General features: G+C 67.3%; 13 protein-coding genes. 5 read left to right on the top strand and 8 right to left on the bottom strand.

From position 1 onward, the window contains the following. Positions 1-5: 5 nt before the first annotated feature. A complete protein-coding gene (locus tag ACWPKK_RS30095) occupies positions 6-2,162 on the bottom strand; it encodes a peptidase domain-containing ABC transporter (RefSeq protein WP_452011964.1) in 2,157 nt (718 codons plus the stop codon). Positions 2,163-2,527: 365 nt separating this feature from the next. On the opposite strand from ACWPKK_RS30095, the gene ACWPKK_RS30090 reads away from it, so the two are divergent. Continuing rightward, positions 2,528-4,489, top strand: a complete 1,962-nt coding sequence (locus ACWPKK_RS30090; protein WP_452011961.1) for an O-linked N-acetylglucosamine transferase, SPINDLY family protein — start codon at positions 2,528-2,530, stop codon at positions 4,487-4,489. Positions 4,490-4,779: 290 nt separating this feature from the next. Here the strand turns inward: ACWPKK_RS30090 and fcl are convergent, their stop codons facing one another. After that, complete coding sequence (gene fcl, locus ACWPKK_RS30085; RefSeq protein ID WP_452011958.1) at positions 4,780-5,760, bottom strand: GDP-L-fucose synthase; 981 nt, start codon at positions 5,758-5,760, stop codon at positions 4,780-4,782. Positions 5,761-5,906: 146 nt separating this feature from the next. Here fcl and ACWPKK_RS30080 point away from each other — a divergent pair, with 146 nt between their 5' ends. Together ACWPKK_RS30080 and ACWPKK_RS30075 are read left to right on the top strand one after the other, a co-directional pair. Beyond that, the gene (locus tag ACWPKK_RS30080) at positions 5,907-7,088 is read left to right on the top strand and encodes a glycosyltransferase family 4 protein (protein ID WP_452011955.1); all 1,182 of its coding nucleotides are present in this window, start codon (positions 5,907-5,909) and stop codon (positions 7,086-7,088) included. Positions 7,089-7,130: 42 nt separating this feature from the next. Further along, positions 7,131-7,802, top strand: a complete 672-nt coding sequence (locus tag ACWPKK_RS30075) for a formyltransferase family protein (RefSeq protein ID WP_452011952.1) — start codon at positions 7,131-7,133, stop codon at positions 7,800-7,802. Here ACWPKK_RS30075 and ACWPKK_RS30070 read toward each other — a convergent pair. Both ACWPKK_RS30070 and ACWPKK_RS30065 read right to left on the bottom strand, forming a co-directional pair. Then, the gene (locus tag ACWPKK_RS30070) at positions 7,799-9,655 is read right to left on the bottom strand and encodes a tetratricopeptide repeat protein (protein ID WP_452011949.1); all 1,857 of its coding nucleotides are present in this window, start codon (positions 9,653-9,655) and stop codon (positions 7,799-7,801) included. The genes ACWPKK_RS30075 and ACWPKK_RS30070 overlap by 4 nt on opposite strands. Positions 9,656-9,814: 159 nt before the next feature. Continuing rightward, positions 9,815-11,146, bottom strand: a complete 1,332-nt coding sequence (locus ACWPKK_RS30065; RefSeq protein ID WP_452011946.1) for a glycosyltransferase family 10 domain-containing protein — start codon at positions 11,144-11,146, stop codon at positions 9,815-9,817. A gap of 252 nt (positions 11,147-11,398) precedes the next feature. On the opposite strand from ACWPKK_RS30065, the gene ACWPKK_RS30060 reads away from it, so the two are divergent. Then, positions 11,399-12,532 carry a glycosyltransferase family 4 protein gene (locus ACWPKK_RS30060; RefSeq protein ID WP_452011943.1) on the top strand — a complete coding sequence of 378 codons (1,134 nt, stop codon included), beginning with the start codon at positions 11,399-11,401 and terminating at the stop codon, positions 12,530-12,532. 116 nt (positions 12,533-12,648) lie between these two features. Here the strand turns inward: ACWPKK_RS30060 and ACWPKK_RS30055 are convergent, their stop codons facing one another. The 4 genes from ACWPKK_RS30055 to ACWPKK_RS30040 all read right to left on the bottom strand — a co-directional run bounded on the left by ACWPKK_RS30055 (position 12,649) and on the right by ACWPKK_RS30040 (position 17,016). Continuing rightward, positions 12,649-13,191 (bottom strand): CatB-related O-acetyltransferase, encoded by a 543-nt coding sequence (locus ACWPKK_RS30055; RefSeq protein WP_452011940.1) that lies wholly within the window; start codon positions 13,189-13,191, stop codon positions 12,649-12,651. 161 nt (positions 13,192-13,352) lie between these two features. Beyond that, the gene (locus tag ACWPKK_RS30050; RefSeq protein WP_452011937.1) at positions 13,353-14,273 is read right to left on the bottom strand and encodes a class I SAM-dependent methyltransferase; all 921 of its coding nucleotides are present in this window, start codon (positions 14,271-14,273) and stop codon (positions 13,353-13,355) included. Continuing rightward, positions 14,266-15,024 carry a class I SAM-dependent methyltransferase gene (locus ACWPKK_RS30045; protein WP_452011934.1) on the bottom strand — a complete coding sequence of 253 codons (759 nt, stop codon included), beginning with the start codon at positions 15,022-15,024 and terminating at the stop codon, positions 14,266-14,268. The genes ACWPKK_RS30050 and ACWPKK_RS30045 overlap by 8 nt, the downstream gene beginning before the upstream one ends. Positions 15,025-15,081: 57 nt before the next feature. After that, complete coding sequence (locus ACWPKK_RS30040) at positions 15,082-17,016, bottom strand: tetratricopeptide repeat protein (protein ID WP_452011931.1); 1,935 nt, start codon at positions 17,014-17,016, stop codon at positions 15,082-15,084. Positions 17,017-17,301: 285 nt separating this feature from the next. Between ACWPKK_RS30040 and gmd the strand changes: the two genes are divergently transcribed. Beyond that, the gene (gmd, locus tag ACWPKK_RS30035; RefSeq protein WP_452011928.1) at positions 17,302-18,357 is read left to right on the top strand and encodes a GDP-mannose 4,6-dehydratase; all 1,056 of its coding nucleotides are present in this window, start codon (positions 17,302-17,304) and stop codon (positions 18,355-18,357) included. Positions 18,358-18,364: the final 7 nt, after the last annotated feature.

The raw sequence follows: 18,364 nt of genomic DNA, 5'->3' as shown, positions 1-18,364 counted from the left end.
CGCTCCTAGATGTGCCGGTTCTGCTGGTGCCAGAGATGCTGGTAGATGTCGCAGCGTTCCAGCAGTTCGTCGTGGCGGCCGCTGTCCACCACCTTGCCGCGGTCCATCACCAGGATGGTGTCAGACGGCACCAGCGACGACAGGCGGTGCGAGATGATGATCACGGTACGGCCGCGCGCGATGTTCATCAGGTTGGCCTGGACGATGGCCTCGCTCTCGGCGTCGAGCGCCGAGGTGGCCTCGTCCATGATCAGGATCTTCGGGTTGGTCAGGAGCGCGCGGGCGATTGCCAGACGCTGGCGCTGACCGCCGGACAGGTTGGACGAGCCTTCCTCCAGCATGGTGTCGAGGCCCTTGGGCAGCCGCTCCACGAACTCGTCGGCGCCGGCCAGATGGATGACCTTCAGGATCTCCTCGGTCGTCGCCCCCGGCTTGGCGGCCGACACGTTCTCGCGGATGGTGCCGGTGAACAGGAAATTGTCCTGCAGCACCACGCCGATCGAGGCGCGGAGATGGTCGAGGTCGTATTCGCGCAAGTCGCGGCCGTCGATGCGGATCAGGCCTTCCTGCGCCCGGTGCAGCCCCTGCAGCAGCCGGGTCACGGTGGTCTTGCCCGAGCCGGAGCGGCCCATGACGCCCAGGATGGTGCCCTCGGCGGCCGTGAAGGTCACGCCGTCGAGCGCCGGCGGCGAGGAGGGGGCGTAGCGGAAGCGCACCTCCTGGAACTCCACCGTGCCGCGCAGCGGCGTGCGCAGACCGCGGCCGGTGCGCCCTTCTTCCGGCGCATGGTTCATGATCGTGCCCAGCATCTGCATCGAGATCGACACTTCCTGGAACTGCTGCACCAGCTGGGCCATCTGCAAGAGCGGCTGGGTGACGCGGCCGGCCAGGATGTAGAAGGCGATCAAGGCACCCATCATCATGTCGCCGTTCAGCGCCAGATAGGTGCCCAAACCCAGCAGGCAGGCCATCATCAGCTGGTTCAGCGGCATGGCCACCGTCTGGCCGATGATCATGATGCGGCCGACGTCGAAGCGCTGTTCGGCGGCGCGGGCGACGCGGTGGTCCCACTCCTGCTTCTGGCGGGCATCCAGCGCCAGCGACTTCACCGTGCGCATGCCGTGGATGTTCTCGATCAGGAAGGACTGCTGGCGCACCTCGGCTTGGTAGAGATCCTTCATCCGACCTTTGATCAGCGGAATCATGATGCCAATGTTGATCGCCATCAGGATGGAGAAGGCCAGGACCAGGAAGGTCAGCGGCACGCTGTACATGAACATGATCGGCAGGAAGATGACCAGCGAGACCGTGTCGATCAGCGTCATGAAGAGCTGGCCGGTGAGGAAGTTGCGGATCCGCTCGGCCTGCTGGACGTTCTTGACGATCTCGCCCGACGACACTCGCTCGAAATAATGCATCGGCAGGCCGACGAGCTTGTTGAAGACCTGGACGTTCATCTTCGCGTCGATCTTCTTCGTCGCATACAGCATCAGGTACTGACGCAGGTACGAGAAGGCGGTCTCGAACAGAATGACGCCGACCATGCCGACCATCAGCACGCTGAGCGTGCCCATGCTGCGGTGGACCAGCACGCGGTCGACCACCAGCTGGAAGAAGATCGGCACGGCAAGCGCGAACAGGCTCATCAGGATCGCCGCGATGCCGATGTCGCGGAAGATGCGCTTGTGGCGCAGGATCTCCACCAGGAACCACTTCAGGCCGAAGGGCTGCTCGGCATCGGTCAGGCCGTAGTCGCGCTTCAGCAGCACCACCTCGCCGGCCCAGGCCTGGCTGAGGCGGATGCGGTCGACCGGCAGGATGAGCTCTTGGCCTGCCAGCGGGTCCTGCAGGATGGCGACGTCGGTGTCGCCCTGCTTGCCGAAGCCGACGACCACCATCGAGTTGCCGTTGCGCAGGCGCAGGATGGCGGGAAAGGCGTCCTGCAGCTTGCCCAAATCCTCCCACTCCAGCGTCGTCGCCTCGGCCTTCAGGCCGATCGACTTGGCAACGCGCAGCAGACGGGCGGTATCCAGTTCCTCGTTCCCGATGACGTTGCTGTGCTGAAGCCGCTCGGCCGAGACGTCGAGACCGCGCTGACGCGCGACCACGGCCAGGGAATGCAGCCCGGTGTGGGCGCAGGGGACTTCCGCAGCAAGGGTCATGGGAACCGCCGTGAAAAATGTGAAATGCGTCGCGAAAGCAAGGTCTTCATACCGTTCGGTCACCCGGTCTCGATCGACCATGCGCTCCTTGGGCCGGGGGGCGCGACGAAGCGCGGTTCGCGTCCGCTACTTGCGGACGATGCATATCCACGCGATTCCGTTGAGATAGCAGAAGTGGCCCAACAGCGGCAAGCCATCTGTCCCAGGGTCCATCCGCCATCCATCATATGTCTCCACCCGCTGTGTCCGTTGTGGCACATTGGCCGGAGACGAGATGCCGCTTGCGGATCCTGCATGGTCGTTGCTATCGACCGGCAGGACGGCTCTTCTGCCGACGAAGACCTGAAAGCCAAGCGGGCAGCCCGATGAAAAAGCCTTCACGCAAGCAGGCCAAGGCCAAACACCCGGCCATTCCGGCCCCTACCCTGCGGAGCGCGGCCCCCGCTACCGCTGCTGCGGACGCCGGCTTCGTCCGCGCGCTGACCCTGCACCGGGAGGGCCGGACGGCCGAGGCAGAGGACGGATACCGCGCCGTGCTGGCCGCCGATCCGGGCCACGCCAACGCCAACAACAACCTCGCCATCATCCTGCGCGCCCGCGGCGACTGGGAGGAGGCGCTCAACTGCTACCGCCGGGCACTCGCCCGTAACGCCGGCGATCCCTTCGTCCACAGCAACCATGGCTGCCTGCTGCTGGACATGGGCCGGCCCGCGGAGGCGGAGGAGGCGCTGCGCACCGCCGTTCGGCTGAAGCCCGACTATGCCGAAGCCCATTTCAACCTAGCCAACATCCTGCGGAACCGAGGCGACCGCGATGCTGCCCGCGCCGCCTACGGCGAAGCGCTGCGCCTGAAGCCGGACATGGCGGCGGCCCTGTGCAACCTGGGCGACCTGCACAAGGGAGCGGTGGAACTCGCACGCGCGGTGGAATGCTTCGTCGCCGCGTTGAAGGCGGACCCGAAATCGGCCGAAGCCTGGAACAACTTGGGCGAGACGCTGAAGGAGATGGGCCGCATCGAGGAGGCGATCACCATCTTCCAGAAGGGGCTGGAGGCCCACCCCACCCACGCCCTGATGCATTCCAACCTGCTGCTGGCCCTGCACTACACTCCGGCCGTCCCGCCCGAGACCATCTTCAAGGCCCATGCGGCGTGGGCGCAGCGCCATGCCGACCCGCTGCTGCCCGCCGGCAAGCGCCACGCCAACCCGCGCGATCCCGAACGCCGCCTGCGCGTCGGCTATGTCTCGCCCGATTTCTGCGCTCATTCCGTCGCCTTCTTCGCCGAGCCGCTGATCCGCGAGCATGACCGCGAGCGGTTCGAGGTGTTCTGCTATCACGCCGCCGCAAGATCGGACGTCGTCACCGACCGGCTGAAGGGGATGGCCCACGGCTGGAGGTCTCTGGTCGGGGTGGACGACGCGCGCGCCGCGGTGCTGATCGAACAGGACGGTATCGACATCCTGGTCGACCTGACCGGCCACACCGCCAACAACCGCCTGACCCTGTTCGCCCGCAAGCCGGCGCCGGTGCAGGCGACGTGGCTGGGATATCCCGACACCACCGGCATGCGCGCCATCGACTGGCGCTTCAGCGACGCCGTCGCCGAGCCCCCGGGCGAGGCCGACCGGCTGAGCACGGAGCGCATCGTCCGGCTGCCCAACGGCTTCCACAGCTACCGCCCGCCGGTGGACGTCGCCCCGCCGGCCGAACCGCCGTTCCGCGCCAACGGCCATGTCACCTTCGGTTCCTTCAACAACACCTCCAAGGTGACGGGGGAGGTGGTGCGCGTCTGGTCGGAGATCCTGAAGCGGGTGCCGAACTCCCGCCTGATCGTCAAGAGCGCCCAGATGGGCGACGAGGAGACGCGCCGGCGCTATCTGAACACCTTCGTCCAGTTCGGGGTCGACGCCGGCCGGATCGAGCTGCTGGCCCGCATCGATGCCGCCGACGGGCACCTGCGCGCCTACGACCGCATCGACATCGGGCTCGACCCCTTCCCCTACAATGGCACCACCACCACCTGCGAGGCGCTGTGGATGGGCGTGCCGGTGGTGACGGTGGCAGGCGCCAACCATGTTGCCCGCGTCGGCGCCAGCCTGCTGACCCATTGCGGACTGACCGACCTAATCGCCATCGACGAGGCGGGCTACATCGCCACCGCGGTGGATCTCGCCGGCGACGCGGACCGGCTGGCGGAGTTGCGCCGGACCATGCGCGACCGACTAAACGCCGCTCCGCTGACCGACTACAAGGGCTTCGCCCGCGAGGTCGAGGCAGCCTACCGCACCATGTGGCAGGACTGGGTGGCCCGCAGCCTGCCGACCTGACTGGCAGAAGCGCTGCCGGCCCCCGGGGGGGGCATTGCCGGCACCGCTCACAATCGTTATGAAGGGTATCCCGACGAACACCCGCTTTTTACGGGAGATCCCCTTCATATCGGTCGTCGACATCGTCCTTCCTGCTGAACCATAACGGATCGCTGCCCAAGCTGATCCCGGCCGGCACCGCGATCCGCGCCGGCCACTTCCCCAACCTGCTGTTCAGCACGCCGGACGACGTGGCCGCCGGCTGGCCGGAGGAGCAGGAGCAGGTGCAGGTCCTGCTCCCCTGACCTCGGTCACAGTCCCCGCAGGCCCCCGCGGTCGACGTTCTCCAGGAACCAGCGGTAGGTGGCGGCGAAGCCGTCGCGCAGGGCCGTGGGGGCGGTCCAGCCCATCTCCGTCATTCGGCTGACGTCCATCAGCTTGCGCGGGCTACCGTCCGGCTTGGAGGTGTCGTGACGGAACTCGCCCTCATAGCCAACGACGTCGCGGATCAGTTCGGCCAATTTGCGGATCGACACCTCGCTGCCGGTGCCGACATTGACGTGCGGCTCGTCCGAATAGTGCCGGGCGAGGAAGACCAGGCCGTCGGCCAGATCGTCGGCGAACAGGAACTCGCGCTTGGGCGCGCCCGTCCCCCAAAGCTCGACGAAAGGCTGCCCCTCCACCTTGGCGCGGTGTATCTTGGCCAGCAGGGCGGCCGCCACATGGCCCCCCTGCAGGTCGAAATTGTCGTTCAGGCCGTAGAGGTTGGTCGGCATCGCCGAGATGAAGTCGCAGCCATACTGGCGCCGATAGGCCTGGCACATCTTGATGCCGGCAATCTTGGCGATGGCATACCACTCGTTGGTCGGCTCCAGCGGGCCGGTCAGCAGGGAGTCCTCGCGCATCGGCTGCTCGGCCAGCCGGGGATAGATGCAGGACGAGCCCAGGAAGACCAGCTTCTTCACGCCGACCCGGTAGGCGCCGTGGATGATGTTGGTCTCGATCGCCAGGTTGTCATAGAGGAACTCGGCCGGCCGGGTGGAGTTGGCGAGGATGCCGCCGACGGTGGCGGCGGCGACGAAGACCAGATCCGGCTTCGCTTCCGCCATCCAGTCCTCGACCTCCGACTGGCGGCGCAAATCGACGTGGTCGCGGCCGACGGTGAGCAGGACGCACGGCTCGCGTTCCAGCCGACGGACGATGGCCGCGCCCGCCATGCCGCGATGCCCGGCCACCCAGACCCGTTTGCCCTCCAGGGAGAAAAGCGATTCCGTCCGCACCGTGCGCCCCATGCCGCTATGAAAAGCCGTGTGGTGTCGTAGCATCGGGCTGCCGGGGAATCCAGCCCGCTCCGCCCGACTTGACAAGCGCCGGTCCGGCGCGGGATCGTCCGGCCGCTTGGGCGGCCTGATTTGCGCCCAGAACCGGGGTTTCCATCATGATATCGAACTTGGCCTTCACCTGGCAGCTCACGGAGGTCCACGGCTGGGGGCTGGTGGGTGTTCACACCGCCCTCTACCTCGCCGATCAGGGCCGGCCGCCGCTGCTGCTGGAAAAGCCGCTGATGGGCACCCTGCGTCCGGAGAACCGCGCCAAGCTGCAGCCCCTGGAAGGCCCCTACCAGCAGGTCGCCGCCATGGCCGACAATGCCAAGGGCCACATGCTGCTGCTGAAGGAGTTCGACGTCCTACACGCGCTGGGCAACGGCTTCACCGCCGGCGGTCCGTCGGCGCGGTTCCGCGGCCGGCGCAACATCGGCGTCATCGCCTATGAGGAAACCCGCTTCACGCCCGAGGTAATGGCCCGCGCCCGCCAGTACGACCGCATCGTCGTGCATTCCACCTACAACAGGCAGCTTCTGGAGATCTGGGGCTTCGACAATGTCGGCCTCGCGTTCCAGGGCATCGACCCGACCGAGATGGTGGAAGCCGCCCCGAGCGGCCAATTCGGCGACCGCTTCGTGATCTTCTCCGGCGGCAAGCTGGAGTTCCGCAAGGGGCAGGACATCGTGCTGGCCGCCTTCCGTGCCTTCCGTCAGCGCCATCCCGACGCGCTGCTGGTCACCGCTTGGCAGAATGCCTGGCCGGAGGTCGGTATGACCATGGCGGAATCGCCGCTGGCGCCGAAGCCGCCGCGCATCCTGCCCAACAACATGGTCGACGTGAAGACCTGGGCGATGGAGAATGGCGCCGACGAGGAGGGCTTCGTCGATCTGGGCTTCCTCGGCCGCCACCAGATCGCCGGCGTGCTGGCCGACTGCCACGCCGCCGTCTTCCCCAACCGTTGCGAAGGGGCGACCAACCTCGTCGCCATGGAGGCGATGGCCTGCGGCGTCCCGGTGGTGCTGTCCAACAACACCGGCCACCGCGACCTGCTGAAGAGCCCGACCCAGGGCGACGATTTGTGCCTGACTCTTGACCGTCAGGTTCCGGTCTCCGACCGCGACGGCAGCCGCTTCGGCTGGGGCGAATCCTCGGTCGACGAGCTGGTGGAGGCGCTGGAACGGCTCTACGCCGATCGTGCCGCGGCCAAGGCGCGTGCGGCCCGTGCCAAGGCTTTCATCCGTACCGAGCGCAGCTGGCGCGCCTTCGCTAAGGCGTTCGTCGACGCCACGCAGTAAGGGCGGAGCTTTCGCCGGGGTTTTGAAGGAGGGAGTCCGGGTATGCCCGCCACCCTGGTCCTGCTGTGCCAGCGGGAGGATGCGCGCCATCTCGCCGCCATCCTCGCCGGCGCCAACCGTGACCTGACCGTTGTGACAGCGGCCGACCGGTCCCAGCTGGAAGGCGCGATGGCGGGTTGCGGGCAGGTCGACCGCCTCGTCGCCTTCCGGACCAACTGCGTGGTGCCGACGGAGATGCTGCGCCGGGTGTCAGGTCCTTCCTACAACTTCCACCCCGCCCCGCCCGCCTATCCCGGCCGGTACCCCTTCACCTTCGCGCTCTATGACGGAGCGACGCAGTATGGGGTCACCGCCCACGAGATGGTGGAGCGGGTGGATGCCGGCCCGATCGTCGGCGCGCTCGCCTTCGCCCTGCCTGCCGATCCCGACCCGGTCTGGCTGATCGACCAGACCCACACGGCGCTGATCCAGCTGTTCGTGATGCTGGCGCCGCAATTGGCGGCGACCGACCGGCCGCTGCCCCGCACGGAGCTTGCCTGGGACCAGAGCCGCCGCTGCACGGCGAAGGCGCTGGATGCGCTCCGCATTCTGCCGCCGGACATTGATGCGCAGGAGATGGAACGCCGCCTCCGGGCCTTGCGCAGCGTCGGACATGAAGGGCTCCGCCCCTGCCTGACCCTGCACGGCCGCCGTTTCGTGCTGGAGGAGGATTAGCGCTTCACGCTCCCCACCCCATCCAGGACATCGAGCAGGCGGCGGGCGGCGGCGTCCCAGGTGAAGCCGTCCATCAGATGGCGGGCGGCGTCGCGGCGCTCGCCCTCGGGATCGCGGATGACGCGGGCCAGGATGTCCGCCGCGGCGTCCTCGTCCGGGTGCCACCAGTCCAGCCCGTGGAAGGGCGGGTAATAGTCGCTGCTGTAGGGCATCAGCGCCGGGCCGGTGGTGCAGGGGATCAGGTGGGCGACGCGGTCGTCGAGATAGGCGGTGTAGGCGCTGTGCCGGGGCGCGATCAGCCCGGCGCCCAGGCAGCCCGCCCGGGTGATCGGCAGGTCCCAGCCCTCGCCATGCGACAGGCTGAGATAGTGGGTCGCCACGGCGTAGAGGCCGGCGATTCCCGCCTCGTCGTAGCGGTCGGTCAGCAGGGCGACCGGCGCGGCCTCCTCCAGCCGCCGGCCGGTGGCGCGCATGCTCCCTTCGACCAGCCGGCGCATCTCGCCGACGAGGGATGCCCCGCCCTTGCCCACCTTCAGGATCAGGATCGCGTCGTCGCCGGCACGGGTGGCGCGCAGCCAGACCCGCAACAGCCCGCCCAGGTTCTTGCGCGCAACGAAGTCGGAGATGTTGAGGACCCGCACCCGATAGTCCATCACCCCCCGCCCGCGCGGGCCGGCGATGGGCAGCGGCTGTGCCGCCGCATCGGCGGGATTGGGGGCGATGCCGGGCGGACAGACGCGGATGCGGTCTTCCGGATGGCCGGCGGCGATCCAGGCCAGACGCGAGGACTCGGTCGGCACGACGACCAGATCATGGCCGCGGCTGCAGGCGGCCCAGGGGGCGGGGATGCACGGCCCCTCGAACATGGTGTAGTTGACCGTCGGCAGGCCTGGAACCGGTTCGACCAGCGGCGGGGTCAGCACGGTGAGCGCCAGCCGTGCCCGCACCGGGTCGCCGAGCCGCCGGGCTGCCGCCTGCAGGACCGGATCGGCAAAGGCGGGGCGCCAGCTTTCCTCCCCCTTCAGCCCGGCCAGCCGCAGCGTCGTTCCACGCTCCATCAGGCTGCGCACGAAATGCTGGGCGAAGTCGCCATAGCCCGACAGCACGGAAAAGGGGGCCCGCACCAGCAGCCCCTCGGGTGCATGCGGCCGGCAGGCCTCCTCGGCAAGCCGCCGGTAGAGCCGGGCACGGGCCAGCGTGGCCGCGGCCTCCCCCCCTGCCGGGCTCTCGCCGACCAGGCTCTGGCCGGCCGGGCTCTGGCCCATTGTCGACAGGACCCCCTCCGCCAGATCCGGCCGGCCGAGAGACAGCCAGGCGGCGGCCATATGGCCGCGGGCATCGGCATGGCCGGGATGCTGCACCAGCGCTTCGTCCAGCACCTCGACGGCATCGGTGTGGGCGCCGTTCGACAGCAGCGCCACCGCAAGCAGGACCTTCCGGTCGGGATCCCAGGGACGAAGCCGGGCGGCGATGCGCAGGTGGCGCACGGCTCCGTCATAGTCACCGAGACCGTGCAGCAGGCTGCCCAGCCGGCTCTGCACTTCCGCGTCGTCGGGCGTCAGCGTGCAGACGGCACGGAACTGGGCGGCGGCCTCCCGCCGGGCGCCGCGTTCCAGCATCACCACGGCCAGATTAATGCGGGCCGACGCGAACAGCGGTTCGCGCGCCAGCAACTGGCGCAGCCGCTGCTCCGCCTCGTCCAGCCGGCCGGTCTGGAACAGGATGACGCCTGCCAGATTCAAGGCGGCGCTGTCGGCAGGATCGGCGCGCATCGCCTGCTCCGCCAGGGTCAGCGCCTCCTCGTGGTGTCCGGCCTTGTAAAGGTCGATGGCGCGGGCGGTGTCTCGTTCCATGGCGTGGCCTTGACCGGAAAAGGTGGGGGAGAGGCGCTCAGGCAAAGAAAATGGGCAGAGAAAAAATAGGTGGAGAAAACGGCAGCTTGCCCGACCTTCGGCACTTTCGGCGGGATAGCACAGGCCAATTTGGCCGGTCAATCAGCCCCGGGCGGGCCCTCAACGGCCCTTCTGAAAGGAGATTTCGGGATGAAGGGTCACTTGGCGCCAGGTGCCGCCCGAGGCGCCGGCACAGATCTCGGCCAGGCGGTTGAACATGTTGTGGCCGTTCAGGACGGCGGCGCGCTGCCGCGCCAGCAGGGCCGAGACGTCGGTGTCCCTATGCATTTCCATGAAATCCATGATGCGCCGGTATGACGCCTCCGGATCGCGGATATCGATCCCGCAGAAGGTCGAAGGGTCGAACGCTTCCCTGATCTTCGTGCATCCATGATAGATGGGAATCGACCAGCCGAGATAGGCGTCGGAAAGCTTCTCCGTCCAATAATGGCTGCTCTGGTAATTCTCCATGCACAGATGGAACTTGTACGGAGCGATCGCCGCCCATTTGGTGGCGACCTCGCAATATCCCCGGCCGTACAGATGAAGCTTGTCTCCCATCAGGGCTTTCAACCGCCGCAGGAACTCCCCGCGGACGACATGCCCCTCGGTGAGCACCTTGTCCGACACGATGGCGGAGACGGCGAAGGCCTTGTCCAGCCCGGTCACGCCGGACAGCAGGTCGTAGTCGATGGGTCCCGATCCTGGCCACGCCTCCGCATTGGACAGCCCGATATGCCAGGGCAGCGGAACCTGGGAGAGCAGGACGCGGGGATGGACCAAATCCTCGTGGGACGTGACGACCAGATCGAACTGGTCCAGGTACCCGCGGCTGTAGCGGGAGAGGGACGGCGGCTCTCCGGTCGCCAGGACGAGGTTCCCCTGCCGGCAGGTCACCGTCCTGGGCACATCCAGATCCTCGCAGACCACCACCCAGTCCGACTGCCCGCCTTCCCGGTTGGCGACGAACTGGTGGTTCCCCCAGCGCCCGGTGCCGCCGGGGGTCTGCCGCAGCCAGGGCTGGTTCCACCATTTGTACAGCAGGTTGACGGTGACCGGAGCGGACGGCGTCCCCTTCGGCTCCGCCCGGACCCGCAGGGGCGCGTTCACGATGCGCTGCCGGCTGTCGATATCGGCCAGCTCGGCCAGGGCTTCCTCGTCGCCGGACAGAAGACGGGAAAGTTCGCCGTAGAAATCCTTCGCCTCGTCCAGCCGGTTGAGGCGCTTGGACAGCGCCCCGGCGAAACGCAGCAGCACGGGCTGGCCGGGAAGCAGGGCCATTGCCCGGCGCGCAAGGCGAAGCGCCTGCCCATCCCGCCTGACGCCTTCCAGCCCCTGGGCGAGGACGAACCACTGGTTGGCATCGGCCGGATCGACGGACAGGCGGTGGACGCACTGCCTCAGCAGGGTCTCGAACTGGCCCGGGGCGGTGAACTGAAGGCGCTGACGCATCGATCGGCCTGACTTTTGCGGAAGTTGTCGCCCCGCCTTGTCGTGGCGGAGGGCGCGTGCGGGAGGGGGGCAATCTCTGACAGTCCGTCCGCCTTTTCAACATGAAGCGCCCGTCATCCGCCCCTTCATCCGGCAAATGCAGACGCTATGAAACCGGCACGCAGGCGGCCTATAACTCCCGGACCGCCGCCAGCATCACCGGCGTCCGGCGGACCTTCAGCCTGATGCCCTTCCGAAAAGGCCTTTCGACCCATGAAGCTCCTTATCATCGACTCCCATGTGACGAAGGCGAGCGATGCCTACAGCGAAACGGAAGGAATGGGCGGGATCGCCTCGTCGCTGATCTACCTGTCCGACTGCCTCGCCGCCGAGGGGCACGACGTCATGCTCGCCATCGCCGGCGAGCCGGATAAGCGCCGCAGCGGGGTCAGGATCGTCGACTGCACCAAGGTCACCGCCGGTGACCTGACCGGGACCGATGCGGTCATCGTCAGCAACAACGCCGACAACGTGACGGCGGTGAAGCGGTTTCTTCCCTCCGTGCCCGTCTTCCTATGGGTCCACATCCAGCACGACGTGTGGTTCCACGACCTGAAATGCCTGGCCCATTACCTGGACACCGAACATGCGCGCGCCGCCGACGGCATCGTGTTCGTCAGCGAATGGCAGAAGCGGGTTTTCCTGAAGACGTTCAAGGACACCGTCCCAGCGGACCGATGCCATGTGATCCGCAACGCCTGCAACCCCTTCGTCCTGCGGCAGCGCGACGACGAGGCGGCGCTGTTCGACCGCAAAAGGGCGGCACTGGAAGTGGCCTATGTCTCAGCGCCGACGCGCGGGCTGGAAACCCTGCTGAAGCTTTGGCCGGCGGTGCGGGCCGAATGCCCGGCCGCGACGCTGGCCGTCTATTCCGGGCAGTCGATCTACGGCGTCAAGCAGGCGGACGACCACATCCACCACCAACTCAGCGGCACGGCCATGGCGGGCCTCGACTATCGCGGCCCGCTGTCCCATGCCCGCCTGACCGAGCGGCTGCTGGACACCGCAATCGTCGCCTACCCCACCGCATTCGAGGAGACCTCCGGCATCGCGCCGATCGAGGCGCTCGCCGCCGGCTGCAGCCTCGTATGCACCGACCGCGGCGCGCTTCCGGAAAGCGCGGCCGGCTTCGCCACCATGGTTCCCTACGGCGAGGGTGGCGGCGACTTCGAAGCGGCCTTCACCGCCGCCCTGATCGCCAGGATCAGGCAGTGGCGCGACGGTGACGGCGCGGATCTCCGCGCCTCGCTCCGGCACCAGCGGCAGGCGATCACCGCCAATTACCGCTGGGAGAACCGGGCGCTGGAATGGAAGTCGCTGATCGCCCTGTACCGGACGGGGCGCTGACGCATCCCGCGTTCGAGCATTCGCGGCATCCCGGCGATGCTGCCGGTGGACGATGCGCGTCCCGGCCGACCGGGACGCACACCCGTCATCGGCTCCTCCGGAACGCAGAACCCAAATCAATCCCGGAAGATATCGGGCTCACGACTTACGGCAAGACGAAGCGCTTCCACATCGCCGCCGAATATCTGGCGAGCGAGTCTGAGGATCGTGTCTTTAGGCCAGGACCACCAGCGTATCGACAGAAGGAAATCAACATCGGCGTCCGGCAAGCGTTTACGGACGACCCTTGCCGGGTTCCCGACCACCACGCCATAGGGCGGGACGTCCCGGGACACAACGGCGCGCGCACCGATGACGGCTCCATCCCCCACTGCAACGCCGGAGAGTATGGATGCCCCTTCGCCGATCCATACGTCATTGCCGATGATGATGGGACCTTTGCCGGACGTGCTGTTCGGCCCGGCAAGCTCAGGCATCCACTCCGCCAGCATTTCTGCCGGATAGGTTGACACGCCATCCATGGCATGCATGCCGCCAAAATAAATATGTACGCCATCTGCGACTGAGCAGAATCTTCCGATTTCAACCCTTCCAGACTCGCCGTACGTAACAAGCTCAAGAGGCGAGGAAAAATATGTGAATGATCCGATAGAAACCACACACGGCCTTCCGTTTACATCAAATTTATATTGGCAATCTCTATCAAGGTCTTTGTGATTTCATTCCATATACATGGAATTACTGGCTTATTGTTTTAGAAATACAAAATCCAAGATTGGTTATGAGCTGAACGGCACGATGGGTGACGCTTGCATGATGCTCAGCGCTTCCGCGCCGCGAAGATGATCGGCGTTTCCCAGTGCAGGCGCCGGGCGAGCCAGATCGCCGGTTCCAGCAGGCCGGAGCGGTGGACGAAGGTGACGATGCGCTTGGCGACCGACAGCGCCGCCCAGTCGCCGAAGCCCAGCGTGCGCAGTCGCTGCTCGAAGACCCCCCAACCCCAGTCCAGCACCTCAAGCCCGCCGGGATGGCGGCCGAGCCAGCGGTCGAACCAGGGGCGGTCGATCAGGTTGAGGGTGTCGACGTAAGCCGGGTCGCGGCCGAACAGCCGGACATAGAGCTTCGCCAGCCCGGCCGGCATCCGCGGCAGCCACAGGATGCCGTAATGCCCCTCCCACCAGGAGCCGTAGTTGGGCACGACGATCAGCAGCAGACCACCCGGCTTCAGCACGCGCAGCGCCTCGTCCAGCACCGCCGCCGGGTCGCCGACATGCTCCAGCACGTTGGAGGAATAGACGATGTCGAAGCTGGCGTCCGGGAAGGGGATCGCCTCGCCGGTGGCGTCGCGCACCGCATCGGCCGGCAGGCCGTAATGGTCGATCAGCCGGCGGCAGACGTCGAGCGTGGAGCTGTATTCGCCCATGCTGGGCTCGATGCCGTGGATGTCCAGCCCATGCGCCGTGCGCCCGCGCACCACGGTCATGCCGCAGCCGGAGCCGACCTCCAGGATGCGCGCCTTGCCGGCATCGACGCCGGCGGCCGCGGCGGTGCGCCGCAGTTCCGCCACCTGCTCGTCGGCGCGCGCCTCCGATAGCATGTCGCGCACGACGTCAGCAACCGGCACGCGGGTGACGCCGCCGATGAAGCCGCTGTCGATGTAGCCGCGGGACAGCAGCCGGCCCAACTCCTCCCAATCGGGAGGGGCCGTCCGATCCTGCTGTCCCGCCGCCGCCTCAGGCATTCTTCGTCGCCCGGATCACGAAGATTGTGGCGCTCTTCATCCGGCCCAGCCGGTCCTGGATGCATTCGGCCTTGAACCCGTTGCGCTCGAAGAGTGCCACGATCTCCTCGATCGAATAGAAGGTCTTGTAGGGTGGATAGTACCAGTCCTCGACCTGGGCCTGGATCGACACGTTGTCGGCGCGGCGGTTGATCTCCTGCCCCTTCAGCGCACAGGCGACCTTGGTCAGCCCGGTGAAGAAGCCGCCGACCAGCTTGCGCCGGGCCGGCGTGTCCATGTAGGCGCGGCAGAAATGGCGCACGCCCTCATGCACCGGCGACAGCCAGGTCTTCAGGTAGAGGCCGAGATAGACGGTGCCGCCCGGCTTGGTGACGGCCATCAGGTTGCGCATCACCTTCATCGGGTCGGGCGCCATCATCGCCACGCCCCAGCACCAGACCAGATCGAACGGCCCCAGGTTCGGGTCCAATTCCTGAAGGTCCTGGTGGTGGAACTCGATGTTGTCGCGGCCGAAGCGCTCGGCCTGCTGGCGGGCGGTGGCGAGGCTGTCCGACGACACGTCGACCGACACCACCTGTTCGGCCATTTCCGACAGGATGACGGAGCAGATCCCGTGGCCGCAGCCGGCATCGAGCGCCCGGCCGATCTGCCGCTCGGTCAGAGTCTCCAGCATGTACTTCTTGGTCTCGTCGTAGATCGGCACGAAACGGGGCCAGAAGTCGTCGTAGAATTCCTTGGTCGCGAGATCCATGGGGCTGCCCTCCCGCCCGCTGAGGGCGTCCTTCGGTCGTGATAGTAGGGTGGTCTCTTAAGGGGTCTTGGACGAGGCCGTCCAGGGGGAATAGGGCCTGATCCGCTGCGCCGCCGCATCCGGCTCGACGAACAGGCGGGCGTTGCGGTTTAGGAGAGAGGCCAGTTGGCTGTAGCCGCTCTGGGCGCTGACGCCCAGCACGTCGGCATTCATCAGCACGTGGAAGTCCTGCAGGAACTCCAGCCCCGCCCACGGCTCCACCGCCCCATCCTTCGCCAGATCACTCAGCGAGGCCGGCGCGAACTCCGCGAAGTCGCCGATGGTCGCCGGATCGTCGGTGGCGATGTAGAGCACCGGCCGGTCCAGCGTCGGCCACAGCGCCTTCAGCCAGTCCACGTACCAGGAGGTCTCAGTGATGGTGTAGCGGAACCAGACGAAGTCGCCGCGGCGGATGTGCAGCGCCACCACCGTGTTGCCGCGGGCTTTCAGTGCCTGCATCACCGGATCGACGTGGCCCAGCCATTCCGGTCTCGGCCGCAACCAGGACTGCACCCGCTCGCGCCATTCCTCGCGATGGTCGAACAGGAACAGCGGCGAGAGGATGTCGGCGTCCGGGCGCGGATCGTCACGCCGCCCGGTCACCAGATCGTTCAGGATGCGCCGGGCAAAATGCATCGGCTTCAGCGCGCCGCTGGGACGGGGGTCGTCGAGTTCGAAGTAATAGCCGCCGACCCAGTCCGGCGTCTCCAGCCGGTAGCCGAATTTCTCGGCGTAGAGCCGCACCAGCACATATTCCAGCACATTGTGGGCGAAGCGCCCGTGGGTCGCCAGCGTGGACGAACAGATGCGCGGCGTAGAGGGGTCGGGGTTGGCCGGCCGTTCCAGTCGCTTGCCCTGCCGGGCCAGGGCTTGGCTCAGCCCGGCGATCGACTTGATGGTGAAGAAGCGGCTGCCATGGCCGTGCACGCCGGCCAGCACCTCCACCGCGCGGTCGACCTCGCCGGCGGCCAGCCAGTTCTCGGCAACGGCGGTCAGGCAGTCGACGCGGAAGGCGTTGGGATCGGCGATATGCGGATAGCGGTAGTCGGCGAAGAAGCGCCGGGCTTCCTCGTGCCGCCCCTGGCGCGCCAGCAGAGCCGACAGCATGTCGATGGCGCCGGGAATGTCGGCCCCGGCCGTGGTCAGCGCCAGCCGCAGCACCTGCTCCGCCTCGGCCTCGCGGCCAAGGCTGGTCAGCACATCGGCCAGCCGGGTCAGCGCCAGGGTGACACCCGCGCGCGCAGCTCCGGCATAGCTTTCGATCGCCGCCTCGGCCAGCCCGGCGGCATGCTGGGCGTTGGCTTGGTTATAGAGCGCCCCCCCCTCCCCCGGCTGAATCAGCAGGGCGCGGCGGAAACAGGTCAGCGCCTTGTCGATCCGGCCGAGCTCGACCAGCAGGTTGCCCAGGTTCATATGGGCGCCGGCAAAGTCCGGCTGCAGGGCGAGCGCATTTCGCTGGCTTGCCTGCGCCTCCTCCAGCGCGCCGTCCTGGCGCAACGCTATGCCGAGATCGTGATGGATGTCGGCACGGCCGGGGTTCAGCCGCAGCACGCGTCGAAAAGCCACGGCGGCGGTCTCCCAGTCGCGCGGACCGCCGCGCCCGCCCAGCAGGGAGGCAAGCGCCAGATGCGCGCCTTCCAGCGCCGGGGCAAGCTGGATCGCCCGGCGGTGGGCGGCGGCGGCGGCATCGACCTGCCCTAGTTCGGACAGGGTGCTGCCGAGGTTGCAGGAGGCGTCCGCCATGTCCGGCGCGATGCCGAGAGCCGCGCGGATCAACTCCAGCGCCTTGTCTTGCCGGCCATGGCGCCGTTCGATCAGCCCCAGCAGATGCAGGGCGTGGGCATTGCGCGAATCGACCTCCAGGATGCGCAGGTATACCGCGCGCGCCTCGTCTAGGCGGCCGGCGCGCTGAAATCCAACGGCGATCTGCAATGCTTCGGCAACGGTAGCCATGACGATCCGTGCTGTGCGGCCCCCGGCCCCGGCCCCGCGGTCGCGCCCGACCGGGGCCGCCGGGGATGGCCGGCCCGTTCGGCGCGCACCCTATCGTTCTGCGATAGGCGCTTCAACTCCGTTCGTGCCGCACTCCGGCTTCTCCATTGGCCTGCCGGAGACCCGATAGCACGGCGCCATGGCCCGTGCCTTCTCTGGGACCGTGGCGCAACGCCCCTTGCCTTGCCCGGATCCTTTGAGGATAGTGCCCGATCATCAACGCCGTACACATCAAGGGTCGGTCCTTTGAGCAAAGTTGCCCTCATCACCGGCGCCACCGGCCAGGATGGCGCGTATCTTGCCGAGCTTCTGCTGGGGAAGGGCTATGTCGTCCACGGCGTCAAGCGCCGCTCCTCGTCCTTCAACACGGGCCGGGTGGAGCATCTCTACCGCGACCCGCATGAGGAGGACGTGCGCTTCTTCATGCATTACGGCGACCTGACCGACAGCACCAACCTGATCCGTCTGGTCCAGCAGATCCAGCCGACCGAGATCTACAATCTGGCAGCGCAAAGCCACGTGCATGTGAGCTTCGAGACGCCGGAATACACCGCTAACGCCGACGGCATCGGCACGCTGCGCCTGCTGGAGGCGATCCGCATTCTGGGCCTGGAGAAGACCGCGCGCTTCTATCAGGCCTCCACCTCGGAGCTGTACGGCAAGGTGCAGGAGACGCCGCAGCGCGAGACCACGCCCTTCTACCCGCGCAGCCCCTATGCCGCGGCCAAGCTGTACGCCTACTGGATCACGGTGAACTACCGCGAGGCCTACGGCATGCACGCCAGCAACGGCATCCTGTTCAACCATGAGGGCCCGACGCGCGGCGAGACCTTCGTCACCCGCAAGATCACACGCGCGGTCGCCGCCATCGAACAGGGCCGGCAGGACTGCCTGTATCTCGGCAACCTGGACGCCAAGCGCGACTGGGGTCATGCGCGCGACTATGTCGAGGGGATGTGGCGCATCCTGCAGCAGGATGAGGCCGACGATTACGTGCTGGCCACCGGCGAGACCCACAGCGTGCGCGAGTTCGTCGAGCTGGCCTTCGGCCACATCGGCCGCGGCATCGAGTGGCGCGGCGAGGGCGTGGACGAGGAGGGCATCTGCCAGAAGACCGGCAAGGTGGTGGTCCGCATCGACCCACGCTACTTCCGCCCCACAGAAGTCGACCTGCTGCTGGGCGATCCCAGCAAGGCGCGCGAGAAGCTGGGCTGGACCCACACCACCGCCTTCCGCGATCTGGTCCGCGAGATGGTCGAGGCCGACATGCGGCTGACCGCCGATGGGGACGACCACCGCTGACGCCATC

It is taken from the genome of Azospirillum largimobile (genome assembly GCF_977007025.2).
This window is presented reverse-complemented; position numbering and strand designations above follow the sequence as displayed.

Excerpts from the sequence above, each read along its gene's own strand:
- ACWPKK_RS30070 (WP_452011949.1), bottom strand. The coding sequence starts at position 9,655 with ATGGAACGAGACACCGCCCGCGCCATCGACCTTTACAAGGCCGGACAC.
- ACWPKK_RS30080 (WP_452011955.1), top strand. The coding sequence starts at position 5,907 with ATGATATCGAACTTGGCCTTCACCTGGCAGCTCACGGAGGTCCACGGC.
- ACWPKK_RS30090 (WP_452011961.1), top strand. The coding sequence starts at position 2,528 with ATGAAAAAGCCTTCACGCAAGCAGGCCAAGGCCAAACACCCGGCCATT.
- ACWPKK_RS30040 (WP_452011931.1), bottom strand. The coding sequence starts at position 17,016 with ATGGCTACCGTTGCCGAAGCATTGCAGATCGCCGTTGGATTTCAGCGC.
- ACWPKK_RS30095 (WP_452011964.1), bottom strand. The coding sequence starts at position 2,162 with ATGACCCTTGCTGCGGAAGTCCCCTGCGCCCACACCGGGCTGCATTCC.
- ACWPKK_RS30050 (WP_452011937.1), bottom strand. The coding sequence starts at position 14,273 with ATGCCTGAGGCGGCGGCGGGACAGCAGGATCGGACGGCCCCTCCCGAT.
- fcl (WP_452011958.1), bottom strand. The coding sequence starts at position 5,760 with ATGGGGCGCACGGTGCGGACGGAATCGCTTTTCTCCCTGGAGGGCAAA.
- ACWPKK_RS30045 (WP_452011934.1), bottom strand. The coding sequence starts at position 15,024 with ATGGATCTCGCGACCAAGGAATTCTACGACGACTTCTGGCCCCGTTTC.
- ACWPKK_RS30075 (WP_452011952.1), top strand. The coding sequence starts at position 7,131 with ATGCCCGCCACCCTGGTCCTGCTGTGCCAGCGGGAGGATGCGCGCCAT.
- ACWPKK_RS30065 (WP_452011946.1), bottom strand. The coding sequence starts at position 11,146 with ATGCGTCAGCGCCTTCAGTTCACCGCCCCGGGCCAGTTCGAGACCCTG.
- ACWPKK_RS30060 (WP_452011943.1), top strand. The coding sequence starts at position 11,399 with ATGAAGCTCCTTATCATCGACTCCCATGTGACGAAGGCGAGCGATGCC.